The organism is Streptomyces sp. Da 82-17, assembly GCF_046098215.1.
GTDB lineage: Bacteria > Actinomycetota > Actinomycetes > Streptomycetales > Streptomycetaceae > Streptomyces.
In genome coordinates this window covers 177,616-200,194 of the sequence record NZ_JBJURH010000015.1, presented here as the reverse complement: position 1 = coordinate 200,194, position 22,579 = coordinate 177,616, and the positions used below count along the sequence as shown (strand labels likewise).

The window sequence follows — 22,579 nt, the reverse complement described above, 5'->3', positions numbered from 1 at the left end:
CCTGATCCCTCCGTCGAAGTGAGGGGGATTCTGCGGGCAACCTGATGAACCGTCAATAACTGACGCATCGGTAACTGATGAACCGTCAGGACGGCTTGAGGGGACGCGCGTCAGGCGCGATAGAGGGCCTCGACCTCGGCCGCGTACGTCTGCTCGATCGCCTTGCGCTTCAGCTTCAGGGACGGCGTGAGCAGCCCGTGCTCCTCGGAGAACTGGTGCGCCAGTATCCGGAACGTGCGGATCGACTCGGCCTGCGAGACCAGCGTGTTCGCCGCGACCACCGCACGCCTGATCTCCGTCTCCAGATCCGGGTCGCGCACCAGGTCGGCCGGTTTCAGAAGCGGCTTGCCGCGCATGTTCAGCCAGTGCTCGACGGCGTCGGAGTCCAGCGTCACCAGGGCCGCGATGTACGGGCGGTCGTTGCCGACGACGATGCACTGGGCGACCAGCGGATGGTCCCGTACCCGCTCCTCCAGCTGCGAGGGCGAGACGCTCTTGCCGCCGGAGGTCACCAGGATCTCCTTCTTGCGGCCGGTGATCGTCAGATAGCCGTCGTCGTCGAGGTGGCCCAGGTCGCCGGTGGCGAGCCAACCGTCGTGCAGCGCCTCGTCGGTGGCCTTCGGGTTGCCCAGATAACCCTGGAACACATGGCCGCCGTGCAGCCACACCTCGCCGTCGTCCGCGATGTGCACCGTCGTGCCCGGGATCGGCCGGCCGACCGTGCCGAAGCGGGTCTGCTCCGGCGGGTTGGCCGTGGCCGCCGCGGTCGACTCGGTGAGCCCGTACCCCTCGAAGATCAGCACGCCCGCGCCCGCGAAGAACAGGCCGAGCCTGCGGTCCATGCCGGAGCCGCCGGACATCGCGTGCCGCACCCGGCCGCCCATCGCCGCGCGGACCTTGGAGTACACCAGCTTCTCGAAGAGCTGGTGCTGCATCCGCAGCGCCGCCGACGGGCCCGGGCCGGTGCCGAACGCCTTGTGCTCCATCGCGTCCCAGTACCGCACCGCCACCTCGACGGCCTTGTCGAACGGGCCGAGCTTGCCGTCCTTCTCGGCCTTCCTGCGGGCCGCGTTGAAGACCTTCTCGAAGATGTACGGCACCGCCAGGATGAACGACGGCCGGAACGCGGCCAGGTCGGGCAGCAGCGCCGCCGCGTTCAGGTTCGGCTGGTGGCCCAGCTTGACCCGGCCGCGTACCGCCGCGACCTCCACCATCCGCCCGAAGACGTGCGCGAGCGGCAGGAAGAGCAGCGTGGACGCCTCGTCGCCGCGCTTGGAGTGGAAGACCGGCTCCCAGCGCGCGATCACCGTGTCCGCCTCGTACATGAAGTTGGCGTGGCTGATCACGCAGCCCTTCGGGCGGCCCGTCGTCCCCGAGGTGTAGATCACCGTCGCGACCGAGTCCGGGGTCACCGCGCGGCGGTGCCGGTGCACCACCTCGTCCTCGATGTGCTCGCCCGCGGCGCGGAGTTCACCGACCGCGTCCGAGTCCAGCTGCCACAGGCGGCGCAGCGACGGCAGCCGGTCGATCACCGAGCCGATCGTCATGGAGTGGTCCTCGTGCTCCACGACGCAGGCCGAGACCTCCGCGTCGTACAGCATCCAGAAGACCTGCTCCGCGGAGGAGGTCGGGTAGATCGGGACGACCTGCGCGCCGATGGTCCACAGGGCGAAGTCGAAGAGCGTCCACTCGTAGCGCGTACGGGACATGATGGCGACGCGGTCGCCGAAGCGGACGCCGTGGGCGAGGAGGCCCTTGGCCAGGGCGAGGATCTCGTCCCGGAACTCCGCGGACGTGACGTCCCGCCACTCGCCGTCGACCTTGCGCCCCAGGGCGATGCGCAGCGGGTCCTCGAGGGCATGGTCGAAGACGGCATCGGCCAGACCGCCCACCGGCGGCGCCGACGCCAGGGGAGGTGAGGTGAACTCGCGCAATGGTTCTCCTTGTGGCGCTCCACACAGCGCCGGTGACGGTACCCCACGCGGCCCCCGGGCGGGAGGGGTTCGCGGCCCCGGGATCTTCGCCATCGTCACAGGTCAGGCGGCGAAATGGGGCGACAAGGGCGGAGGCTGGGGCAGAATCATTACTTCCGGGTAAGTTTCGGTGCCGTAATCTCCACGGAATTTGTACGAGGTGGTTACTCGGCGGCACAGGACGGGTGCACGACCGGCGCGCGACCGGTACGGGACCCGTCAGCGCCAGTCGCCCTGGAGCCAGGCGAGCAGCCGCGGGTGGGTCTCCCAGGAGCAGTCGGCGCCGTCGGACGCGGTGGTGTCGACCAGGGTCGCGCTGAACGTGGTGTCGAGCGTGGCGTCGCCGAAGAGGCCGTCGTCCTGTGCGGGCGGGCGGGCCGCGGCCTCCGCCTCCGCGAGGCACTCCGGGGGGAGGGGCTGGCCCAGGTGCCAGCCGGCGACGAACACGGCGTACAGGATGGCGGCCGCGGCCAGGCGCCGCGGGGTTATCCAGGCAGGCATGGCGGGAGTCTCCCACCCCGCACCCCGCCCCCCCCGGGGGCGATCGTCCGACTGCCGCGCCGTCGTGGTTGCTCGCGCAGTTCCCCGCGCCCCTTTCGGGGCCCGGGCGAGCCCCCTTGGCCTGTTGTCCGACTGTCCCGCCGTCGTGGTTGCTCGCGCAGTTCCCCGCGCCCCTGTCGGGGGCCGCCCAGCCCCCTTGGCCCGTCGCCCGACTGCTGCGCCGTCGTGGCCGCTCGCGCAGTTCCCCGCGTCCGCCCCGAGCCCCGGCCGTCGCCTGACCGCTGCGCCGTCGTGGTTGCTCGCGCAGTTCCCCGCGCCCCTGAAAAGCGGGGCGGAGCCCCGAGCCAGGGGCGCGGGGAACTGCGCGACCAGCCACCGCGGCGCCGCAGACGAACGACGACCCCGGAAGGGATCAGCGGCGGTGCAACCTGTCTCCGCCTGCCAGGATCGCCGCGGCCAGGGCGTCCGCCGACTCCTGGGCCGTCGGCCTCGTGCGGCCGTGGCGGAGGACGAAGTCGACTCCGCCCAGGTCCGGGAGGCCCGCGCGGATGCGGGAAAGCCCCGGAGGGATCAGGCTCCGGGTGTGGGCCATCACGCCGAGCCCCGCGCGGGCCGCCGCCACCAGCCCGTTGAGGCTGCCGCTCGTGCAGGCGATGCGCCAGGCCCGCCCGTGCCGCTCCAGCACCTCCAGGGCGCGGGCCCGCGTGATCCCCGGCGGCGGGTAGACGATCAGCGGCACCGGCTCCTGCGGGTCGACCCGCAGCCGCTCCCCGCCCGACTCGGCCCCGATCCACACCAGCTCGTCCCGCCACACCAGCGTCCCCGCGGCCTCCTCGTCCCGCGGGTGCCGTTTCGCGAGGACCAGGTCGAGCCGCCCCTCGGCCAGCCTGCGGTGCAGGGTGCCGGACAGCTCGACCGTCAGCTCCAGGTCGACCTCCGGATGCTCGCGCCGGAACGCCTTGAGGATCTCCGGGAGTTCGGTGAGGACGAAGTCCTCCGAGGCGCCGAAGCGGAGCCGCCCGCGCAGCCGCGTGCCCGCGAAGAACGATGCCGCCCGCTCGTGCGCCTCCAGGATCGAGCGGGCGAAGCCGAGCATCGCCTCGCCGTCCTCCGTCAGCTCCACGCTGTGCGTGTCCCGCGTGAACAGCGTCCGCCCCGTCGCGTCCTCCAGGCGCCGCACATGCTGGCTCACCGTCGACTGCCGCAGGCCGAGCCGCCGCGCCGCCCGCGTGAAGCTGAGCGTCTGGGCCACGGCCAGGAACGTACGGAGCTGGGTCGGGTCGTACATGCCGACCACGCTAGCCGCTCATCACGTACCGCGATAGCAGTCAGTCCGGTATCCCGGATTCCCGATCACGGCGATCAGGAGGACGATGGAGAGGGCACGCTCCGCACCGCGTGCCCGTCCCGACCACGCACTGGAGCACAGCGCACGTGAAACGCCCGACCTGGCCGTCCTGGATGCCGATCGACCCGTACGTACTGCTGCTCCTCGGCACCGTGGGGATCGCCGCGCTCGTGCCCGCGCGGGGGACCGGCGCCGATGTCGCCTCCGGCACGGCCACCGCGGCCGTCGCCTTCCTGTTCTTCCTCTACGGCGCCCGCCTCTCCACCCGCGAGGCGCTCGACGGACTGCGGAACTGGAAGCTCCATCTCACCGTCATCGCCTGCACGTTCGCGGTCTTCCCGCTGCTGGGCCTCGCCGCGGGCGCGCTCGTGCCGTACGTCCTGACGCCCGCGCTCTTCAGCGGCTTCCTGTTCCTGACGCTCGTGCCGTCGACCGTGCAGTCCTCGATCGCGTTCACGTCCATCGCGCGCGGCAACGTGCCCGCCGCGATCTGCGCCGGGTCGTTCTCCTCGCTCGCCGGGATCGTGCTCACCCCGCTGCTCGCGGCCGCGCTGATCGGCGGGCACGCCGGGTTCTCCGCCGACTCGCTCCTGAAGATCGTGCTGCAGCTGCTCGTGCCGTTCCTCGCCGGGCAGTTCCTGCGCCGCTGGATCGGGCCGTTCGTCGCCCGGCACAAGAAGGTCCTCGGCCTCGTGGACCGCGGCTCCATCCTGCTCGTCGTCTACACCGCGTTCAGCCAGGGCATGGTCGCCGGCATCTGGCACCAGGTCACCCCGCTTCGGCTGCTCGCGCTGCTCGGCGTGGAGGCCGTGCTGCTCGCCGTGATGCTGGCGCTCACCTGGTTCGGCACGAAGAGCCTCGGCTTCGGGCGGGCCGACCGGGTCGCGATCCAGTTCGCCGGTACGACGAAGTCCCTCGCGGCCGGACTGCCCATGGCCAGCGTGCTGTTCGGGGCGCAGGCCTCGCTCGCGGTGCTGCCGCTGATGTTGTTCCACCAGATGCAGCTGATGGTCTGCGCGGTCATCGCCAAGCGCCGCTCCCGCGACCCGGAGGCCTCCGCCGACGCCGCCCCGCCGGCCCCGCCCGCCCCGTCCGAGCCGGACGCCGGGGCCGGCCCCGGGCCGGTCAGTCGCCTGGAGCGAGCCGCAGCCGCAGGAACCGCGGCCGGTACAGCGACACGTTCCGGCTGACGTGCCCCTGCGCCACCTGCGGGTCGGCGTCCAGCCAGTTCACGTCGTAGCCGAGCAGCAGCCGCCCGTCGTCGGCGCGCAGCGCCGGGTGCGCCTGCGGGTTGTAGACGGCGGTGCCCTGCTGCGGCGCGCTGTCCGGCGGCAGCGGCGGTGCGAAGCCCTTCGCCGGGCCGTGCCAGGGCCCGGTCGGCGCGCACGCCCAGTAGGTGGTGAGCGTCGACAGGCCCTCGGCGCCCGCCGCCGCCGTGAACAGCACCCAGGTCCCGTCGTCGCGGACCACGCTGTACCCGCTGCCCACGCCCTTCTTCGCGCCGTCCCCGAGGACCGGCTCGACCGTCTCGCCCTTGCCCCAGCCCGCGCCGTCCCAGTACCGCCAGGCGTCCGGATCGGCGAGCCGGCCGTGCGGCACCCGCGCCACGTACGCCTCGGCGGTGGGCTGCGTCGCGGTCTTCCCGTCGTTGCCGCCGAAGACGTACGTGTACTCAGCGCCGTCCACCGTCGTCGTCCCGTACAGGACGCGCTCGGCCGGGTCGGGGACGGAGGACTGGTCCGAGACCCGCACCGTGCTCTCCAGGCGCAGGTCGGGCAGGGACAGTGTGGCGACCTCCGTGGCGAGGGGCAGGCCGTAGATCCACGGGCCGGTGCCGGTGGCGCGGGTCCACAGCAGAACGCGGACGACCTTCTCGGCGGAGCCGGCGGAGCGCGGCTCGACCTTCGCCGCGACCGGCCAGCGCCACTGGCCGGGCGCCGGGTCGGCGAACAGCGGGGCGGGCAGCGTGCGTTCCAGGCGCCCCGAACGGTCCATCAGGGCCGCCGAGTTGCGGACGAACGGGGCGCTCTCGTCGCGCCAGGCGTGCGGCTGGCCCCAGCGGTTCGGCGGGGCGTGCACCTTGCCGAGGAACGTGTCGGAGAACAGCCAGAGCGTCCGGCCGTCCGGCAGCCGCACCGAGTGCGTGCCGTCGCCGCCGGTCCAGTCGTCGTCCCTGGAGCCGTCGTCGCCGTAGCGGGCGAACTCCTCGGTGGTGGGCCGGTCCGGGGTCCAGGACGTCACCCGGCGCGGGGCGCACGGAGCCCGGCCCTCCCGGTCGTCGTCCTCCGGAAGGGCGGTCAGGCCGACACCCGCGAGGACCGCGGCGAGCAGCAGGACCAGGGCGCCGCCCCGGTGCCGCCCACGGCCCTTCGGGTGTCGCGCGCCGGTTCTCGTACGCTCAGCGGGCGACACCCACGGGACGTTAACGGCTGCCGTTGATCCGGTCCATGGGCAGCCACAGCACGGTGTCGGGTGTCACAGCCGCCCCGGGAGTGCGCAGCCGTGACACTTCGGCGTCGCTCAACGCCCGCCGCCAGACCCGCACTTCGTCCAGCGCCCCGGCGAAGTGGCCCCGGCTGTCGACGCGTTGGCCGATGTGCACCCCGAACCCGGAGGTCCGGCTGACCGAGCCCGGCACGGACGGCACGGCGGTCTTCCTCCCGTCGACGGTGAGGCTGAACTCTCCACCCGAACGGCGCAGCACGGCATGGTGCCACTTGTTGTCGTTGTACGCCGACGTGGTGCGCACCACCGCCGAACGCGTCGGCGACGCGCCGTCCCTGGCGGTCATCAGGCCGGTGATCCGGCCCGACGCGGGCTCGCCGCGCAGCCACACCTGCGGCTGGTTCGTGCCCACCCCACCGATCCAGAACAGCGGGTGCTCCCCGCCCGTCGCCCCGTACCGGAACCACACGGACGCCGTGAAGTCGCTGCCGTACAGCGGGAGTTGCGAACGGTACGGGAGGCGTACGGCGTCGTCGCGGCCGTCCAGGGCGAGCGCGCCGCCGTACCGGCCCGAGGTCTGCCGGGCGCCGCCGAGAACCGCCGCGCCGGGTGCGCCGAGCGCCAGGTCGGGGGTGGTCGGGTCGGGGCCGCGGCGGGGCTTCAGCCAGTCCTCGGTGAAGCGGGCGAAGCGGATCTCGTCGCGCGCGTCGACCGCGCCGCCCTCGTAGAGCAGACCGACGGTGGCCGGAGTGCGGTTCGCGCCGTTGATCGCCACCATGTCGGAGTAGCCGGACCAGTCGGTCGTCACCACCGTGCCGCGGTCCACGCTCTCCCAGGTACGACCCTCGTCGTACGAGGAACGCACCATCATCGTGCGCCGCCGGTCCGGGTCTGCCGGGCACGACAGCAGCATCCGACTCTCCAACCCGACGGTTGCGCACTGCACTTGGGGCGCGTACAGGTCGGGGATCGCGCGGAACTTGCCGTCGAAGGTCGCGCCGCCGTCACGGCTCACGGCGTGCGCGCGGTGGCCCAGGTCGGTGCCGTCCTGCTCGCGGCCGCTGACGTAGATCTCGCCGTTGCCGCGCTCGGTGAGGGTCACCTCGGACGGCTTCTGGCGGAACGTGCCGTCCTGCGCTATCGGCCACGAGTCCGTCGCGCCGACCTTCCAGGTGTCGCCGCCGTCGTCGCTGTGGATCAGGGCGGCGTGGTTGGCGGTGACCCGACTGCCGTCCCACGTCTCGGTGTTGACGCCGAACACCAACCGGCCCGCGTGCGCGCCGCGGCGCAGCTGGATGCCGTGCACGGGGCCCGTCGCGTACCAGGAGTTCCAGTGCTCCGGCAGGATCTGGTCGCTCAGGTCCCGCGGCTGCGACCAGCTGCGGCCGTCGTCGTCGCTGTACTGCAGGTGCGGGGTGCGCTCGCACGGCACGTCACAGTTGCCGCCACCCGGCTTGCCGGGGTTCCACGTCTCGGCGAGCAGGATGCGACCGGTCTCCCGGTCCACGATCGGCGCCGGGTTGCCGTGCGTGTCGCCGTTGCCCTCGTTGATCACCTGCAACGGGCCCCAGGTACGGCCGCCGTCCGTGGAGCGTTTCAGTACGAGGTCTATGTCCCCGGCGTCCGTGCAGTCGTTCACCCGGCCCTCGGCGAACGCGAGCAGCGTGCCGGACTTCGTCTGTACGACCGCGGGGATACGGAAGCACGCGTAGCCGGGATCCTGGGAAGCCTTGAAGAGGACCTGCTGCGAGAAATCCGTCACCTCGGGCGCGGCCTGAGCGCCGGGCGCGGTGAGCGGGACCGCCACCGCGGTGGCGGCGAGAGCGGCGAGGAGGGGCCGTAAGGCTCTTGTGGGACGTGCTCTTCGGAGTCGTGCGCGGAGTCCGGACGGCATGCTGAGACCTGCCCTTCGAGCTGTCCTGCGCGGCATCTGATATCACGTCATCCGGACATCCCACGTCCAATGTCCGGGTCACAGACGGTACTTGGGGGTGCACTCCTCGACAAGGACCTGTGCACGGAGGGATCGCCGGGGGTTCGTCCCCACCGGCCCCGCCGCCATCGCCCTGCGGGCTCGCGTCCTCAATCGCCGGACAGGCCCCATCGGGCCCCCTCCCCACCCCTTCCCGAAAGCCTGCGGCGCCGCTGTGGTTGCTCGCGCAGTTCCCCGCGCCCCTATCGGGGCACGGACGGGCCGCTCTTAGGGGCGCGGGGAACTGCGCGAGCGGCCACGACGAGAGCCGCAGGGGAAAGGCGAGCGGGAGGGTCAGGCTGCCAGGACCTTCGCCGTGAACGCCGACAGGTTGTCGTTCATCCGCCGGAGGCGTTCCTCCAGGGTCAGGGACTCCTCGTAGCGGCCCGACCGAAGCTTCGGCTCGCGTTTGCCGCGGACGTACAGCGGGCAGGCCAGGTCGGCGCAGATGTAGATGCCGACCGTGTTGCCCTCGCGGCCCCGCGCTCCGGCCAGTGGGGCGGCGAGGAGGGTGACGCCGGACGACGCGTGTCCGGTCAGGCAGATCTGGCAGAGGCTGGACTTGACCGCGCTGGTGCGGTTGACCGCCGGGACCCGCAGCGAGATCCCGAGCGGAGCCTCGCCCTCGGCGCGCGGCAGCACCAGGTGGGCGCGGAGCGGGGCGCCCGGGTCGACCCAGCCGAGGAAGTCGAGGTCGGCCCACGGCAGTTCGCCGAAGTCGAGCGGGAGCTTGAGGCGGGCCGCCTCGCCCTTGGTGCAGTTCACGAAGGACGAGCGGATCTGTTTTTCAGTGAGCGGTTCCACGGGCGATGACCTTACGTACGGTCACCCACCAGCGCATCCGGATAAACGTGCAGGCCGGGCCCGGCCGGCGCAGGGGGCGCTCCTCACCGGCCGGGACCCCGCCGCCGCGTAGGCGGGCGCTCGCGGTCAGCCCTGACCGGCCGCGGCCTGCAGGGCGATGCGATGGTCGCCCGCGTACACGTTCATGGAGGCGCCGCGCAGGAAGCCCACCAGGGTGAGCCCCGACTCGGCCGCCAGGTCCACGGCGAGCGAGGACGGCGCGGAGACCGCGGCGAGCACGGGGATGCCCGCCATCACCGCCTTCTGCGCCAGCTCGAAGGAGGCCCGCCCGGACACGAGCAGGATCGTGCGGGACAGCGGCAGCCGGCCGTCCTGCAGGGCGCGGCCGACCAGCTTGTCGACCGCGTTGTGCCGCCCCACGTCCTCCCGTACGTCGAGCAGCTCGCCGTCCTCCGTGAACAGTGCCGCCGCGTGCAGGCCCCCGGTCCGGTCGAAGACCCGTTGGGCCGCCCGCAGCCGGTCGGGGAGGCCGGCGAGCAGTTCGGGTTCGAGTCGGACCGGGGGAGTGCCGTCGCCCGGGGTGCCGTCGTCGATCGGCCAGCGCGCCGTCGTCCGCACCGCGTCCAGGCTGGCCTTCCCGCACAGGCCGCAGGAGGAGGTGGTGTAGACGTTGCGTTCCAGGGTGATGTCCGGGAGCACCACTCCGGGCGCCGTCGAGACGTCCACCACGTTGTACGTGTTGCTGCCGTCCGCCGTCGCGCCCGCGCAGTACACGATCGAGCGCAGCTCGTCCGCCGAGCCCAGCACGCCCTCGCTGACCAGGAACCCCGCGGCCAGCGCGAAGTCGTCGCCCGGTGTGCGCATCGTGATGGCGAGGGGCTTGCCGTTGAGCCGGATTTCCAGCGGCTCCTCCGCGACCAGCGTGTCCGGGCGGGTGGAGACCGCCCCGTCCCGGACACGGATGACGCGGCGTCGCTCGGTGACGCGTCCCATGAGGTGATCAGTCCCGGTTCTGTACGTGTTGGTAGCCGAAGCGGCCCTTGATGCAGAGGTTGCCGTGGGTCACCGGGTTGTCGTGCGGCGAGGTGACCTTGACGATCTCATTGTCCTGCACGTGCAGGGTCAGGTTGCATCCCACACCGCAGTACGCGCACACCGTCGTCGTCTCCGTCTGCGCCGACTCGTCCCACGTGCCGGCCGCGCGCATGTCGAACTCGCTCTTGAAGCTCAGCGCGCCCGTCGGGCACACCTCGATGCAGTTGCCGCAGTACACGCACGCCGAGTCGGTCAGCGGGGCGTCGTGCTCCACCGCGATCCGGGCGTCGAAGCCGCGCCCGGCGACCGCGATGGCGAACGTGTTCTGCCACTGCTCGCCGCAGGCGTCCACGCACTTGTAGCAGAGGATGCACTTGTCGTAGTCGCGTACGTACAGGTCGTTGTCGACCTTCGGGGACTCGTTCAGACGGGCCGCGTCCGGGCCGAAGCGGTCGGGCTTCGCGTCGTACTCCTTCAGCCACTCCTTGACGTGCGGTGTGGTCGACAAGTCGACGGAGGACGCGAGGAGTTCGAGGACCAGCCTGCGGCTGTGTCGGGCGCGCTCGGTGTCGGTGCGCACTTCCATGCCCGGCTCGGCCCTGCGGGAACAGGCCGGGGCGAGGGTGCGCGCGCCCTCGACCTCGACGACGCACACCCGGCAGGCGTTCTTCGGGGTGAGCGTGTCGCCCTGGCAGAGGGTCGGCACGTCCTTCCCGGCGGCCCGGCAGGCGTCCAGGACGGTGGAGCCCTCGGGGACCCGTACGGGTTCGCCGTCGAGTGTGAACTCCACGAGACGACGCGGCGGCTGCAGCGGAATGGCGGTCATGCGTACGCTCCCAGTCGGTCGGTGGCGGTCATGCGTACGTTCCGAGCCGGTCGATGGCGGACTCGACGGCGTTCCACGCGGTCTGGCCGAGACCGCAGATCGAGGCGTCCCGCATGGCCCGCCCCACGTCCCTGAGCAGGGCGATGTCGTCCGCGGCGGCGGCCCCCGTGCGCTCGGCGAGCCGGTGCAGCGCCTCCTCCTGCCGCACGGTGCCCACCCGGCACGGCACGCACTGGCCGCAGGACTCGTCCCGGAAGAACTCGGCGATACGGAGGAGCATGCGGGGCAGCGGAACGGTGTCGTCGAGGGCGAGCACGACGCCCGAGCCGAGGGTGGTGCCGGCCTCGCGGGTGCCCTCGAAGGTCAGCGGGATGTCCAGCTCGTCGCCCCGCACGAACCCGCCGGCGGCGCCGCCGAGCAGCACCGCCCGCAACTTCCCCGGTTTCCCGGCGAGTTCGAGCAGCTCGCCGAGGGTCGCGCCGAACGGCAGCTCGTAGACACCGGGCCGGTCCACGTTCCCGGAGACGCAGTACAGCTTCGGGCCCGTCGACTTCGGCGTGCCGATCGCCGCGTACGCCTGGGCGCCCATCGTGAGGATCGGCAGGACGTTCACGAGCGTCTCGACGTTGTTCGCGGCGGTCGGCTTCCCGAACAGGCCCTTCTCCACCGGGAACGGCGGCTTCGAGCGCGGCTCGCCCCGGTAGCCCTCGATGGAGTTGAACAGCGCGGTCTCCTCGCCGCAGATGTACGCGCCCGCGCCGCGCCGGATCTCGATGTCGAAGGAGTAGCCCTGGCCGAGCACGTTCTCGCCGAGCAGGCCGCGGGTACGGGCCTGCGCGAGGGCGTGCGTGAGGCGTTCCAGGGCGCGGGGGTACTCGCCGCGCAGGTAGAGGTAGCCGCGGTGGGCGCCGGTCGCGTACCCGGCGATCGTCATCGCCTCGACCAGCGCGTACGGGTCGCCCTCCATCAGGACGCGGTCCTTGAACGTGCCGGGCTCCGATTCGTCGGCGTTGCAGACGAGGTAGTGCGGGTGGTCCGGCTGGGAGGCGGTGGCCTGCCACTTGCGGCCCGTGGGGAACGCGGCTCCGCCGCGGCCGAGGAGACCGGACTCGGTCACTTCGCGGATGACTTCGGCGGGGCCGAGGGTGAAGGCTCGGCGGAGGGCTTCGTAGCCGCCGTGGGCGCGGTAGTCGTCGAGGCTGTACGGGTCGACGAGTCCGATCCTCCGGAGCAGGATCAGCTGCTCTTGGCCGACCTGGGGCACGGCCATCGCGGCCGGGGGTTCGGCGGTTGCGGATTCCGGGGCTGCGGCGGCTCGGGCGATCGCGTCCGCCGTTGCGGGGGCCAGGACGGCGGTGGCGTGTTGTTCTCCCCGCCCCGCCCCTTCCCGAAAGCCTGCGGCAGCTTCGGGGGCGCCCCCGGACCCCCCTTCGCGCTGAACGCGCTCGTCCGCAAACGCCGGGCGGGCTGTCTTCGGGGGCGCGGGGAACTGCGCGACCGGCCCCGACGGCGCGTCAGCCGGACGGCCCGCTCGCACCACCAGCGCCGCCGGCGCCCGCTCGCACAGGCCCAGGCACGGGCTCTTCTCCCATGTCGCGCCGCCCTCCACCGGCGTACCCGGCGCGCCCAGGCGGGACTCGAGGGACGAGCACAGCTCGGCCGAACCCCGCGCCGCGCACGTCAGGTCCGTGCAGACCTGGACCACCGTCGCAGGACGCGGGCGCAGCGCGAACATCGCATAGAAGCTCGCCACCCCGTACGCCTCCGCCGGCGGCACCGTGAGACGTCGGCACAGGTAGTCGAGGCCGCCCTCGCTGATCCAGCCGACGCGGTCGTTCAGCGCGTGCAGCCCCGGCAGCAGCAGGTCGCGGCGGTCCCGGGCCGTGCGGCCGCCGCGGGCCCAGCGCAGATCCGCGTCGGGCCGGTCCGACGCGCCCTCCCACGGCGACTCGGGCGGGCCGAGGAGCGCGTCGACGGCGGCGCGCTCCTCGTCGGTCGGCTTGCTGTCACCGAAGTGCAGGTCCATCGGGCGCCTCAGCTCCTCACGGCCGTGACGTTCAGCTTCTCGATGCGGATCGCCGACGCCTTGAACTCCGCGGTGCCCGCGATCGGGCAGTTCGCCTCGATCGTCAGCGCGTTGGTGTCCACCTCGTCGGGAAAGTGGAAGGTCATGAAGGCAAGGCCGGGGCGCAGGCCCGGGTCGACCCACACGGGTGCGACGACGGCGCCGCGCCGGGAGGCGACCCGTACCTCCTCGCCCACCACCACGCCGTACCGCTCCGCGTCCTCCGGGCACAGCTCCACGTACTCCCCGCGGCGCAGCGGCGACGCGAAGCCGCTGCTCTGCACGCCGGTGTTGTACGAGTCGAGGCGCCGCCCGGTGGTGAGGCGGATCGGGTACGACTCGTCGGTGAGGTCCACCGGCGGGTCGTGCTCGACGAGGCCGAACGGGGCGCGCCTGCCCCGCAGTTCGGGGTCCTGCTCCCACAGCCGGCCGTGCAGGAAGCTGGAGGGGAGCTTGTCGGTGTCGGGGCAGGGCCACTGGAGTCCCTGGTGTTCCTCCAGGCGGTCGTACGTCATGCCGAAGTGGTCCGGGGACAGGGAGCGGAGCTCGTTCCAGACCGCCTCCGCGTCCGCGAACTTCCAGTCGTGGCCGAGGCGCCCGGCGATCTCGCAGATGATGTCGATGTCCTCGCGGGCCTCGCCGGGCGGGGCGAGCGCGGCCCGCACGCGCTGAACGCGGCGTTCGCTGTTGGTGGTCGTGCCGTCGGCCTCCGCCCAGGACGCGGTGGCGGGCAGCACGACGTCCGCGAGCTCGGCCGTCTTCGTGCGGAAGATGTCCTGGACGACGAGATGGTCGAGGTTGTTCAGGCGGCGCACGGCCTGCTCGCTGTCGGCCTCCGACTGGGCCGGGTTCTCGCCGATGCAGTACACGGCCTTGAGCGTGCCGTGCTCCATCGCCTCGAACATGTCGGTGAGCGTCATCCCGTACCTGGGCTGGATCACCGTGTCCCAGGCCGACTCGAACTTGGCGCGGTGGCCGTCGTCCAGGATGTCCTGGAAGCCGGGCAGGCGGTTGGGGATGGCGCCCATGTCGCCGCCGCCCTGTACGTTGTTCTGCCCGCGCAGCGGTTGCACGCCCGCGCCGAACCGGCCGACGTGCCCGGTGAGCAGCGCCAGGTTGATCAGGGCGCGGACGTTGTCGGTGCCGTTGTGGTGCTCGGTGATGCCGAGCGTCCAGCACAGTTGGGCGCGTCCGGCCCTGGCGTAGGCGTGCGCGAGGTCGCGGATCGCGGCGGCCGGTACGCCGGTGACCTTCTCGGCGAGGGACAGCGTCCACGGTTCGACGAGGGCGCGGTACTCCTCGAAGCCGCTGGTCGCCCGCTCGACGAACGCCTCATTGTGCAGGCCCGCGTGGATGATCTCGCGGCCCACGGCGTGCGCGAGCGGGATGTCGGTGCCGACGTTCGGCCCGAGCCAGGACTCCGCCCACTCGGCGGTCGAGGTGCGGCGCGGGTCGACCGCGTACATCCGCGCGCCGTTGCGTATTCCCTTCAGGACGTGCTGGAAGAAGATCGGGTGCGCGAAACGGGCGTTGGAGCCCCACATCACGATCAGGTCGGCGTGCTCGACCTCCTCGTACGAGGACGTGCCGCCGCCCGAGCCGAAGACCGCGGACAGCCCGGCGACGCTCGGCGCGTGACAGGTGCGGTTGCAGGAGTCCACGTTGTTGGTGCCCATGACGACCCGGGTGAACTTCTGCGCCACGTAGTTCATCTCGTTGGTGGCGCGGGCGCAGGACAGCATCGCGAACGCGTCCGGGCCGTGCTCCACGCGCGCGTGGCGGAACCCTTCGGCGGCCTTCGCGAGCGCCTCGTCCCAGGTGGCGCGGCGCAGCGGCCCGCCCTTCTCGTCGCGGACCAGGGGGTGGGTGAGCCGGGCGTACGTCTTGGGGGTGCGGTCGCGGCGGCGTGAACCGCCGCCGCGCGCGGGGGTGTTGGCCGGTCCTGGTGGTGTCATGCCGCGCTCCTCGTCGGCGGGGCGGACTGGTGGGCGAGCAGGTCGGAGAGGGCGTGCACGGTACGGAGCGTGGGCACGGGCGTGCCGGTGACGTCCGCGAGCTCCACGACCGCGGCGAGCAGCACGTCCAGCTCCAGGGGTTTGCCCTTCTCCAGGTCCTGGAGCGTGGAGGTGCGGTGGTCGCCGACGCGTTCGGCGCCCGCGATGCGCTTCTCCACGGAGATGGCGGGGCGGCAGCCGAGCGCGTGCGCGACGGCCAGGGTCTCCCGCATCATCTGCTCGATGACCTCGCGGGTCGTGCCGTGCAGGCACATCTGCCGCATGGTGGCCCTGGTGAGGGCGCTGATCGGGTTGAACGAGATGTTGCCGAGCAGCTTGATCCAGATGTCGTCGCGCAGCTCGGCCTCCACCGGGCACTTCAGTCCGCCCGCCTGCATGGCCTCGCTGAACTCCAGGCAGCGCGCGGACACGCTCCGGTCGGGCTCGCCGATCGAGAACCGGGTGCCCTCCAAGTGCCGTACGACGCCCGGGCCTTCGAGTTCCGTCGCCGCGTACACGACGCAGCCGACGGCCCGTTCGGGGGCGAGGACCGCGCTCACGGCGCCGCCGGGGTCGACGCTCTCGATCCGGTGCCCGTCGTGCGGCCCGCCGTGCCGGTGGAAGTACCACCAGGGGATGCCGTTCTGGGCGGCGATCACGCTGGTGTGCTCCTGGAGCAGCGGCGCCACGAGCGGCCCGCACGCCGCGTACGAGGTCGCCTTCAGGCCCAGGAAGACATGGTCGACCGGGCCGATCTCGGCCGGGTCGTCGGTGCAGTGCGGGTGTGCGGTGAAGTCGCCGCGGGGGCTGAGCACACGCACGCCGTGCTGCCTCATGGCCGCCAAGTGCGGTCCACGGGCGACGAGATGGACGTCGGCGCCGGCGCGTTGCAGCGCGGCCCCGACGTAGGCGCCGATCGCTCCGGCGCCGAGAACTGCGACTTTCACGGTGTGGCTCCTGTCGGTTGAGGGGACCGAGGAGTCGAAGCGCCGGGGAGGGCCCGGGCTTCGAGGGAGTCGCACGTGTTCGCACGGTGTCGACGAAATATTGTCTACAGTATGGAAGTTGGGGCGGCAAGGGTTCGCACAGCACCTTGCCGAGGCTTGAACCGGTGCCCTTCCGGCGTGCTGTGGTCGGCGGACCGGGCGTCGCGCCGCGTCTGCCGGCGGACCGGGCGTCGCTTCTGTCGGCGGATCGAACGACGTTCGCGGTCTTCCCAACTGCCCTGCGCCGTTCCTAGAGTTCGCGACCATGACCACCCCGCCCCTCGCCCCGCCGGGATGGAGCCGCTGGCTGGTGCCGCCGGCCGCGCTGTCCGTCCACCTCTCCATCGGGCAGGCCTACGCCTGGAGCGTCTTCAAGCCGCCCCTGGAGTCCGCCCTCGGCCTCTCCGGCACGCAGAGCGCGCTGCCGTTCCAGCTCGGCATCGTGATGCTCGGCCTGTCCGCGGCGTTCGGCGGCACGCTCGTCGAACGCAACGGTCCGCGCTGGGCGATGACGGTCGCGCTGTGCTGCTTCTCCTCCGGGTTCCTGCTCGCCGCGCTCGGCGCCGCCACCGAGCAGTACTGGCTGATCGTCCTCGGCTACGGGTTCGTCGGCGGCATCGGCCTCGGCATCGGCTACATCTCGCCCGTGTCGACCCTCATCAAGTGGTTCCCCGACCGGCCCGGCATGGCCACCGGCATCGCCATCATGGGCTTCGGCGGCGGCGCGCTCATCGCCTCGCCCTGGTCGTCCCAGATGCTGGAGTCTTTCGGCACGGACAACAGCGGCATCGCCCTCGCGTTCCTCGTGCACGGAGTGACGTACGCGGTGTTCATGACCCTCGGCGTGCTGCTCGTCCGCGTGCCGGCGCAGGCGGTCGGGGCGGGCGCCGCGGGGGAGGGGGACGGGGCTCGCGCGGCTTCGGCCGGTCCGCAGGTGTCTGCCCGGCAGGCCATCCGCACCCCGCAGTTCTGGTGCCTGTGGCTGGTGCTCTGCATGAACGTGACCGCGGGCATCGGCATCCTGGAGAAGGCCGCCCCGATGATCACGGACTTCTTCGCCGACACCCCCACCCCCGTGTCCGTCCCCGCCGCGGCCGGCTTCGTCGCGCTGCTGTCCGCCGCCAACATGGCGGGCCGCCTCGGCTGGTCCTCCGCCTCCGACCTGATCGGCCGCAAGAACGTCTACCGCCTCTACCTCGGCATCGGCGCGCTCATGTACTTCCTCATCGCCCAGTTCGGCGACGCCTCCAAGCCGCTGTTCATCGGCTGCGCCCTGGTGATCCTCTCCTTCTACGGCGGCGGCTTCGCCACCGTCCCCGCGTACTTGAAGGACCTCTTCGGCACGTACCAGGTCGGCGCCATCCACGGCCGGCTGCTCACCGCCTGGTCCACGGCCGGGGTGCTCGGCCCGCTGATCGTCAACTGGGTCGCCGACTCGCAGGAGTCCGCGGGCAAGAGCGGGCCGGGCCTGTACGGGCTCTCCCTCACGATCATGATCGGCCTGCTGCTGCTCGGCTTCGCCGCGAACGAGCTGATCCGGCCGGTCCACCCGCGCCACCACCACGTACCCGCGGGGACCGTGCCCGCGCCCGCCGCCGACTCCGCCGCCGCGCCCGCCCCCGGGAAGGAAGCCGATGCCGCACCCCGAAATCCCGCCTAGCCGCCGCGCCCTCACCGCCTTCGCCTGGCTGTGGGTGGGGGTGCCGCTCGCCTACGGGCTGTACGAACTCGTGCGGAAGGCGAGCCAGCTGTTCACCGGCTGAGGCGTCTGTCGTACGCGGTTTGCCGTACCGGCAATTTTTGTGGGTACGGCGGGGGTCGGCGCGGCACGGTGGCCCCATGACCGACTTCATCGCGGGAACGCCCGCATCTGGAACGCCCGCATCCGGAACGTCCGACGGCTACCTCGGCGACCCCGAGGTCCGCGCGGAATGGGACAACAGGTACGCCGACCGGGACCAGCTGTGGAGCGGCCGGCCCAACGGCGCGCTGGTGGCCGAGGTGGCCGGGCTCGCCCCCGGCCGGGTCCTCGACGTCGGCTGCGGCGAGGGCGCGGACGCGATCTGGCTCGCCCGGCAGGGCTGGGAGGTGACCGCCCTGGAGGTGTCCGGCGTGGCCCTAGACCGGGCGGCCCGGCATGCGCGGGACGCGGGCGTCGAGGTGCGCTGGGTGCACGCCGAGCTGACCGGGGCGGCGCTCGCGCCCGGCACCTTCGACCTGGTCTCCGCCCAGTACCCGGCGCTGCTCCGCACCCCGGACGCGGCGGCCGAGCGGGCGCTGCTCGGGGCGGTGGCGGTCGGGGGTGTGCTGCTCGTCGTCCATCACGTCGTGGACGCGGCCCACGCCGAGGAGGCCGGGTTCGACCCGGAGGATTACGTCCTGCCGGACACGGTGGTGGGGATGCTCGGGGAGGACTGGCGGGTGGAGGTCGACGAGCGCCGGCCGAGGGTGATCCCGGAGGGCGGGGCGGGGGCGCACCACACGGAGGACGTGGTGGTGCGAGCACGCAGGTTGCGCTGACCCCCAGGGGGCCTCGCCCCCGGCCCCCCGGCTCCTCAATCGCCGGAGGGGCTCCCAGGGGGGCGTCGTTCGGCTCTCCCGCCGTCGTGGCCGGTCGCGCAGTTCCCCGCGCCCCTTGTCAGGGGCTCCGCCCCATCTTCGGCTTTCCCGCCGTGGGTGGGCACAGCGGCAGCGGGGGAAGGGGGACGGGATGACGTGCCCCGACAGGGGCGCGGGGAACTGCGCGAGGAACCACGACGGCGTGGCGGTCGGGCGACGGGCCGAGGGGGCTGAGGCGGCCCCGCTCAGGGGCGCGGGGAACTGCGCGAGCGGCCACCGCGGCGCCGCGGACGAACGACGGCCGTGATGGAGCCCGTCCGGCGATTGAGGACGCGAGCCCGCAGGGCGAAGCAGGAGGGCCGGGGCCGACCACCCCGCCCCGCCCTCGTACGAAAGCTCCAACACCCGGCCCAGAAAACTGTCACCTTGCGTGCCGTGCTACCCGCGAGTCGCTGAGCAGACTGGGCCTCCTGCTCAGCACCCCGCGTCGGAGAGGCCCCGCACCATGTACGGCACGAACGGCACGCGTATCACCGCGGTCGGCCACCACCAGCCCGCGAAGGTGCTCACGAACGACGACGTGGCGAAGCTCGTCGACACCAGCGACGAGTGGATCAGCAGCCGCGTCGGCATCCGCACCCGGCACATCGCGGGCCCCGACGAGCCGGTCGACGCGCTCGCCGCGCAGGCCGCCGCGAAGGCGCTCGCCGGGGCCGGCCGGGACGTCGACGAGATCGACCTGGTCGTCGTCGCCACTTCCACCGCCGAGGACCGCTCCCCGAACACCGCCGCCCGTGTCGCCGCCCGTCTCGGCATGGCCGCGCCCGCCGTGCTGGACGTGAACGTGGTCTGCGCCGGCTTCCCGCACGCCCTCGCCACCGCGGACCACGCGATCCGGGCCGGCTCGGCGACCCGCGCCCTCGTGATCGGCGCCGACAAGATGTCCGCCGTGACGGACTGGACGGACCGTACGACCTGCGTGCTCGTCGGGGACGGCGCGGGCGCGGTGGTCGTCGAGGGTGTCGCGGACGGCGAGGAGCCGGGCGTCGGCCCGGTGCTGTGGGGTTCCGTGCCGGAGATGGGGCACGCGGTGCGGATCGAGGGCACGCCGCCGGTGTTCGCGCAGGAGGGGCAGAGCGTGTACCGGTGGGCGACCACCCAACTCCCGCCCATCGCCCGCAAGGTGTGCGAGCGGGCCGGTCTCGCGCCGGAGGACCTCGCGGGCGTCGTCCTGCACCAGGCCAACCTGCGGATCATCGAGCCCGTCGCCGAGCGCATCGGCGCCGTCAACGCGGTCGTCGCGCGGGACGTCGTGGACTCCGGCAACACCTCCGCCGCGAGCATCCCGCTGGCCCTGTCCAAGCTGGTCGAGCGGCGCGAGGTCCCGCACGGGGCGCCGGTGCTGCTGTTCGGCTTCGGCGGGAACCTGTCGTACGCGGGTCAGGTCGTGCGCTGCCCCTGACGCGGGCCTGCAAGACGCCCTCGGGGCGCCCTCGGGGCAGCCCTTGCACACTCCTCGGGCGCCCCTCGAACGGTCCTCGGACGCCCCGGCGCACTGTGACGAGCCCAACTCCCCTGTGTACTGGCCATTGTGCTCGGTAGACTGTAGACGATAGCCAATGTCGTAGCGGCTGCGTCTTCTCTCCGGCGGTCGCTCCGTGCCGACGATCCGAAGTCGACGAGGGGGACGCGATGTTGTCCGCAGGACTGCCGCACGGTGCCGTACCCAAGCTGGAACGTCCGGGCCCGCTGCGCGAGCGGGTGTACGAGGCGCTGCTCGAACTCATCACCACGCGTGCGCTGCGCCCGGGCCAGCACCTGGTCGAGAGCGAACTCGCCGGGCATCTCGGGGTGTCCAGACAGCCGGTGCGGGAGGCGCTGCAGCGGCTGAACACCGAGGGCTGGGTCGATCTGCGGCCCGCCCAGGGCGCGTTCGTGCACGTGCCGACGGACGAGGAGGCCGACCAGCTGCTCACGGTCCGTACGCTCCTGGAGGCCGAGGCGGCCCGGCTCGCCGCGGCCAACGCGGACTCGGCGGGCATCGCGGCCCTTGAAGAGCTGTGCGCGCGGGGCGAACAGGCCGTGGCCGACGGCGAGGTGGACACGGTGGTCGCCACCAACGCGGCGTTCCACGCGAAGGTGATGGAGCTCGCCGGGAACCTGGTCCTCGCCGAGCTTGCCGGGCAGGTGGACCGGCGGGTGCGCTGGTACTACACGCCGGTCGCCCGGCAGCGCGGCAAGCAGTCGTGGATCGAGCACCGCGAGCTGATCGCGGCGATCAACGCCCGGGACGAGGCGCGGGCCACCCAGATCATGCGGGCGCACACCGAGCACACCCGGGCCACGTATCACGAGCGCAGCCGCCAGGACCGGGCCGAGGAGTCCTGAGCCGCCGGCCCTGTAGTCCTGCCCAACCAGGCCCGGCCGCCCCCGAGTTCGGGTGCGCGGCCGGGCCGGGGCACCGCCTGACCCCGGCTTTGTCCTGTCGCAGGAAAAAGTCATGGGTAATTCCTGCGCAACTTCTTCCCGCTCCCGGCACCCGCTGCTACGTTCCCCTCGAAAGCCCGCACCGCGGACGGCGAGCGAACGGCCGGACGCGGTGGCGGTGACCGACGATGCCTGACGACGGCGGGAGGGGCGGCGTGAGACGGATGACGGCTCGACCCGCGAACGCGCACCAGGCGCGACTGCTCCGCCTGCTGCGCGACGGCGGGCCCAACTCCCGCGCCCAGCTGGGCGATCAGGTCGACCTCTCGCGGTCGAAGCTGGCCGTCGAGGTGGATCGGCTCCTGGAGACCGGACTCGTCGTCGCCGACGGGCTCGCCGCATCCCGCGGCGGGCGCCGCTCGCACAACATCAGGCTCGCGCCCGAACTCCGTTTCCTCGGCGTCGACATCGGCGCCACCTCGGTCGACGTGGCCGTCACCAACGCCGAGCTGGAGGTGCTCGGCCACATCAACCAGCCCATGGACGTGCGCGAGGGACCGGTCGCGGTCTTCGAGCAAGTCCTCGCCATGGCCGCCAAGTTGAGGGCTTCCGGGCTCGCCGAGGGCTTCGACGGCTGCGGCATCGGGGTGCCGGGACCCGTCCGGTTCCCCGAGGGCGTGCCCGTCGCCCCGCCGATCATGCCCGGCTGGGACGGCTTCCCGGTGCGCGAGGCGCTCAGCCAGGACCTCGGCTGCCCGGTCATGGTCGACAACGACGTGAACCTGATGGCCATGGGCGAACAGCACGCCGGAGTCGCCCGCTCCGTGGACGACTTCATCTGCGTCAAGATCGGTACGGGCATCGGCTGCGGCCTCGTCGTCGGAGCCGAGGTCTACCGCGGTACGACGGGGAGCGCCGGGGACATCGGCCACATCCAGGTCGAACCCGACGGACGCCCCTGCGCCTGCGGCAACAAGGGCTGCCTGGAGGCGCACTTCAGCGGCGCCGCCCTGGCCAGGGACGCCGAGGAGGCCGCCACCCAGGGCCACTCGGCCGAACTCGCCGGACGCCTCGAAGCGGCCGGACGCCTCACCGCCGTCGACGTGGCGGCCGCCGCTGCCGCCGGGGACCCCGTCGCCCTCGACCTGATCCGAGAGGGCGGCAACCGCACCGGCCAGGTCATCGCCGGACTCGTCAGCTTCTTCAACCCGGGCCTGGTGGTGATCGGCGGCGGCGTGACCGGACTCGGGCACACGCTCCTCGCCGCGATCCGCACCCAGGTCTACCGCCAGTCGCTGCCCCTCGCGACCGGCAACCTCCCCATCGTCCTGGGCGAGTTGGGACCCGTCGCCGGAGTCATCGGCGCCGCTCGCCTGATCAGCGACCACCTGTTCTCACCGGCCTGACCGGCCCGTACGACCTGCACAACCGTACGACCCGTACGACCTGCAACCCGTACCCCCGTACGCCCGCAGGCACCCGCCCGTACGGCGCGCGCGCACCGTACGAGAGCACCACCCCAGCACAGCGCTCCGCCCTGCCCTGCTCTGCCCTGTCCTGCTCTGCCCTGCAACGGCCCCGCACTCGCCGAGGGGAACACCATGGCACCAGAACCACCGCTGCCCGAACCCGAGCGTCCGCTGC

18 protein-coding genes are annotated in these 22,579 nt (G+C 72.6%); 7 read left to right on the top strand and 11 right to left on the bottom strand.

The window, feature by feature from the left end:
* Positions 1-110 precede the first annotated feature (110 nt).
* The 3 genes from ACIDOF_RS24835 to ACIDOF_RS24825 all read right to left on the bottom strand — a co-directional run bounded on the left by ACIDOF_RS24835 (position 111) and on the right by ACIDOF_RS24825 (position 3,762).
* A complete protein-coding gene (locus tag ACIDOF_RS24835; RefSeq protein WP_409008279.1) occupies positions 111-1,934 on the bottom strand; it encodes an AMP-dependent synthetase/ligase in 1,824 nt (607 codons plus the stop codon).
* A 258-nt stretch (positions 1,935-2,192) separates the two neighbouring features.
* On the bottom strand, positions 2,193-2,474 hold the full coding sequence (locus tag ACIDOF_RS24830) for a hypothetical protein (RefSeq protein ID WP_409008278.1): 282 nt from the start codon (positions 2,472-2,474) through the stop codon (positions 2,193-2,195).
* Between the two features lie 412 nt (positions 2,475-2,886).
* Positions 2,887-3,762, bottom strand: a complete 876-nt coding sequence (locus ACIDOF_RS24825) for a LysR family transcriptional regulator (RefSeq protein WP_409008277.1) — start codon at positions 3,760-3,762, stop codon at positions 2,887-2,889.
* A 146-nt stretch (positions 3,763-3,908) separates the two neighbouring features.
* Between ACIDOF_RS24825 and ACIDOF_RS24820 the strand changes: the two genes are divergently transcribed.
* Positions 3,909-5,012 carry a bile acid:sodium symporter family protein gene (locus ACIDOF_RS24820; RefSeq protein ID WP_409008276.1) on the top strand — a complete coding sequence of 368 codons (1,104 nt, stop codon included), beginning with the start codon at positions 3,909-3,911 and terminating at the stop codon, positions 5,010-5,012.
* On the opposite strand, the gene ACIDOF_RS24815 is transcribed toward ACIDOF_RS24820, so the two are convergent.
* The 8 genes from ACIDOF_RS24815 to ACIDOF_RS24780 form a co-directional block, all read right to left on the bottom strand.
* Positions 4,948-6,234, bottom strand: coding sequence for a DUF4185 domain-containing protein (locus tag ACIDOF_RS24815; protein ID WP_409008275.1), 1,287 nt, complete (start codon positions 6,232-6,234; stop codon positions 4,948-4,950). The genes ACIDOF_RS24820 and ACIDOF_RS24815 overlap by 65 nt on opposite strands.
* 10 nt (positions 6,235-6,244) lie before the next feature.
* A complete protein-coding gene (locus ACIDOF_RS24810; RefSeq protein WP_409008274.1) occupies positions 6,245-8,161 on the bottom strand; it encodes an exo-alpha-sialidase in 1,917 nt (638 codons plus the stop codon).
* A gap of 372 nt (positions 8,162-8,533) precedes the next feature.
* On the bottom strand, positions 8,534-9,043 hold the full coding sequence (locus tag ACIDOF_RS24805; protein WP_409008273.1) for an FBP domain-containing protein: 510 nt from the start codon (positions 9,041-9,043) through the stop codon (positions 8,534-8,536).
* Between the two features lie 126 nt (positions 9,044-9,169).
* Complete coding sequence (fdhD, locus tag ACIDOF_RS24800) at positions 9,170-10,036, bottom strand: formate dehydrogenase accessory sulfurtransferase FdhD (RefSeq protein WP_409008272.1); 867 nt, start codon at positions 10,034-10,036, stop codon at positions 9,170-9,172.
* Positions 10,037-10,043: 7 nt separating this feature from the next.
* Positions 10,044-10,904: a 2Fe-2S iron-sulfur cluster-binding protein gene (locus ACIDOF_RS24795; protein WP_409008271.1), complete on the bottom strand. Its 861-nt coding sequence runs from the start codon at positions 10,902-10,904 to the stop codon at positions 10,044-10,046.
* A gap of 28 nt (positions 10,905-10,932) precedes the next feature.
* Positions 10,933-12,930: an NAD(P)H-dependent oxidoreductase subunit E gene (locus ACIDOF_RS24790; RefSeq protein ID WP_409008270.1), complete on the bottom strand. Its 1,998-nt coding sequence runs from the start codon at positions 12,928-12,930 to the stop codon at positions 10,933-10,935.
* 8 nt (positions 12,931-12,938) lie between these two features.
* Positions 12,939-14,924: a molybdopterin oxidoreductase family protein gene (locus ACIDOF_RS24785; RefSeq protein ID WP_409008269.1), complete on the bottom strand. Its 1,986-nt coding sequence runs from the start codon at positions 14,922-14,924 to the stop codon at positions 12,939-12,941.
* Entirely contained in the window at positions 14,921-15,910 is a 990-nt protein-coding gene (locus ACIDOF_RS24780; protein WP_409008268.1) for a 2-dehydropantoate 2-reductase, read from the bottom strand. The genes ACIDOF_RS24785 and ACIDOF_RS24780 overlap by 4 nt, the downstream gene beginning before the upstream one ends.
* A 304-nt stretch (positions 15,911-16,214) precedes the next feature.
* Here ACIDOF_RS24780 and ACIDOF_RS24775 point away from each other — a divergent pair, with 304 nt between their 5' ends.
* The 6 genes from ACIDOF_RS24775 to ACIDOF_RS24750 all read left to right on the top strand — a co-directional run bounded on the left by ACIDOF_RS24775 (position 16,215) and on the right by ACIDOF_RS24750 (position 22,341).
* Entirely contained in the window at positions 16,215-17,609 is a 1,395-nt protein-coding gene (locus tag ACIDOF_RS24775; protein ID WP_409008267.1) for an OFA family MFS transporter, read from the top strand.
* Positions 17,584-17,712 (top strand): hypothetical protein, encoded by a 129-nt coding sequence (locus tag ACIDOF_RS24770; protein WP_409008266.1) that lies wholly within the window; start codon positions 17,584-17,586, stop codon positions 17,710-17,712. Before ACIDOF_RS24775 ends, ACIDOF_RS24770 begins: the two co-directional genes overlap by 26 nt.
* A gap of 76 nt (positions 17,713-17,788) precedes the next feature.
* Positions 17,789-18,469, top strand: a complete 681-nt coding sequence (locus ACIDOF_RS24765) for a class I SAM-dependent methyltransferase (RefSeq protein ID WP_409008265.1) — start codon at positions 17,789-17,791, stop codon at positions 18,467-18,469.
* A gap of 544 nt (positions 18,470-19,013) precedes the next feature.
* Complete coding sequence (locus ACIDOF_RS24760; protein WP_409008264.1) at positions 19,014-19,970, top strand: beta-ketoacyl-ACP synthase III; 957 nt, start codon at positions 19,014-19,016, stop codon at positions 19,968-19,970.
* Between the two features lie 230 nt (positions 19,971-20,200).
* Positions 20,201-20,896, top strand: a complete 696-nt coding sequence (locus tag ACIDOF_RS24755; protein WP_409008263.1) for a GntR family transcriptional regulator — start codon at positions 20,201-20,203, stop codon at positions 20,894-20,896.
* A gap of 263 nt (positions 20,897-21,159) precedes the next feature.
* Positions 21,160-22,341, top strand: coding sequence for an ROK family protein (locus ACIDOF_RS24750; protein WP_409008262.1), 1,182 nt, complete (start codon positions 21,160-21,162; stop codon positions 22,339-22,341).
* Positions 22,342-22,579: the final 238 nt, after the last annotated feature.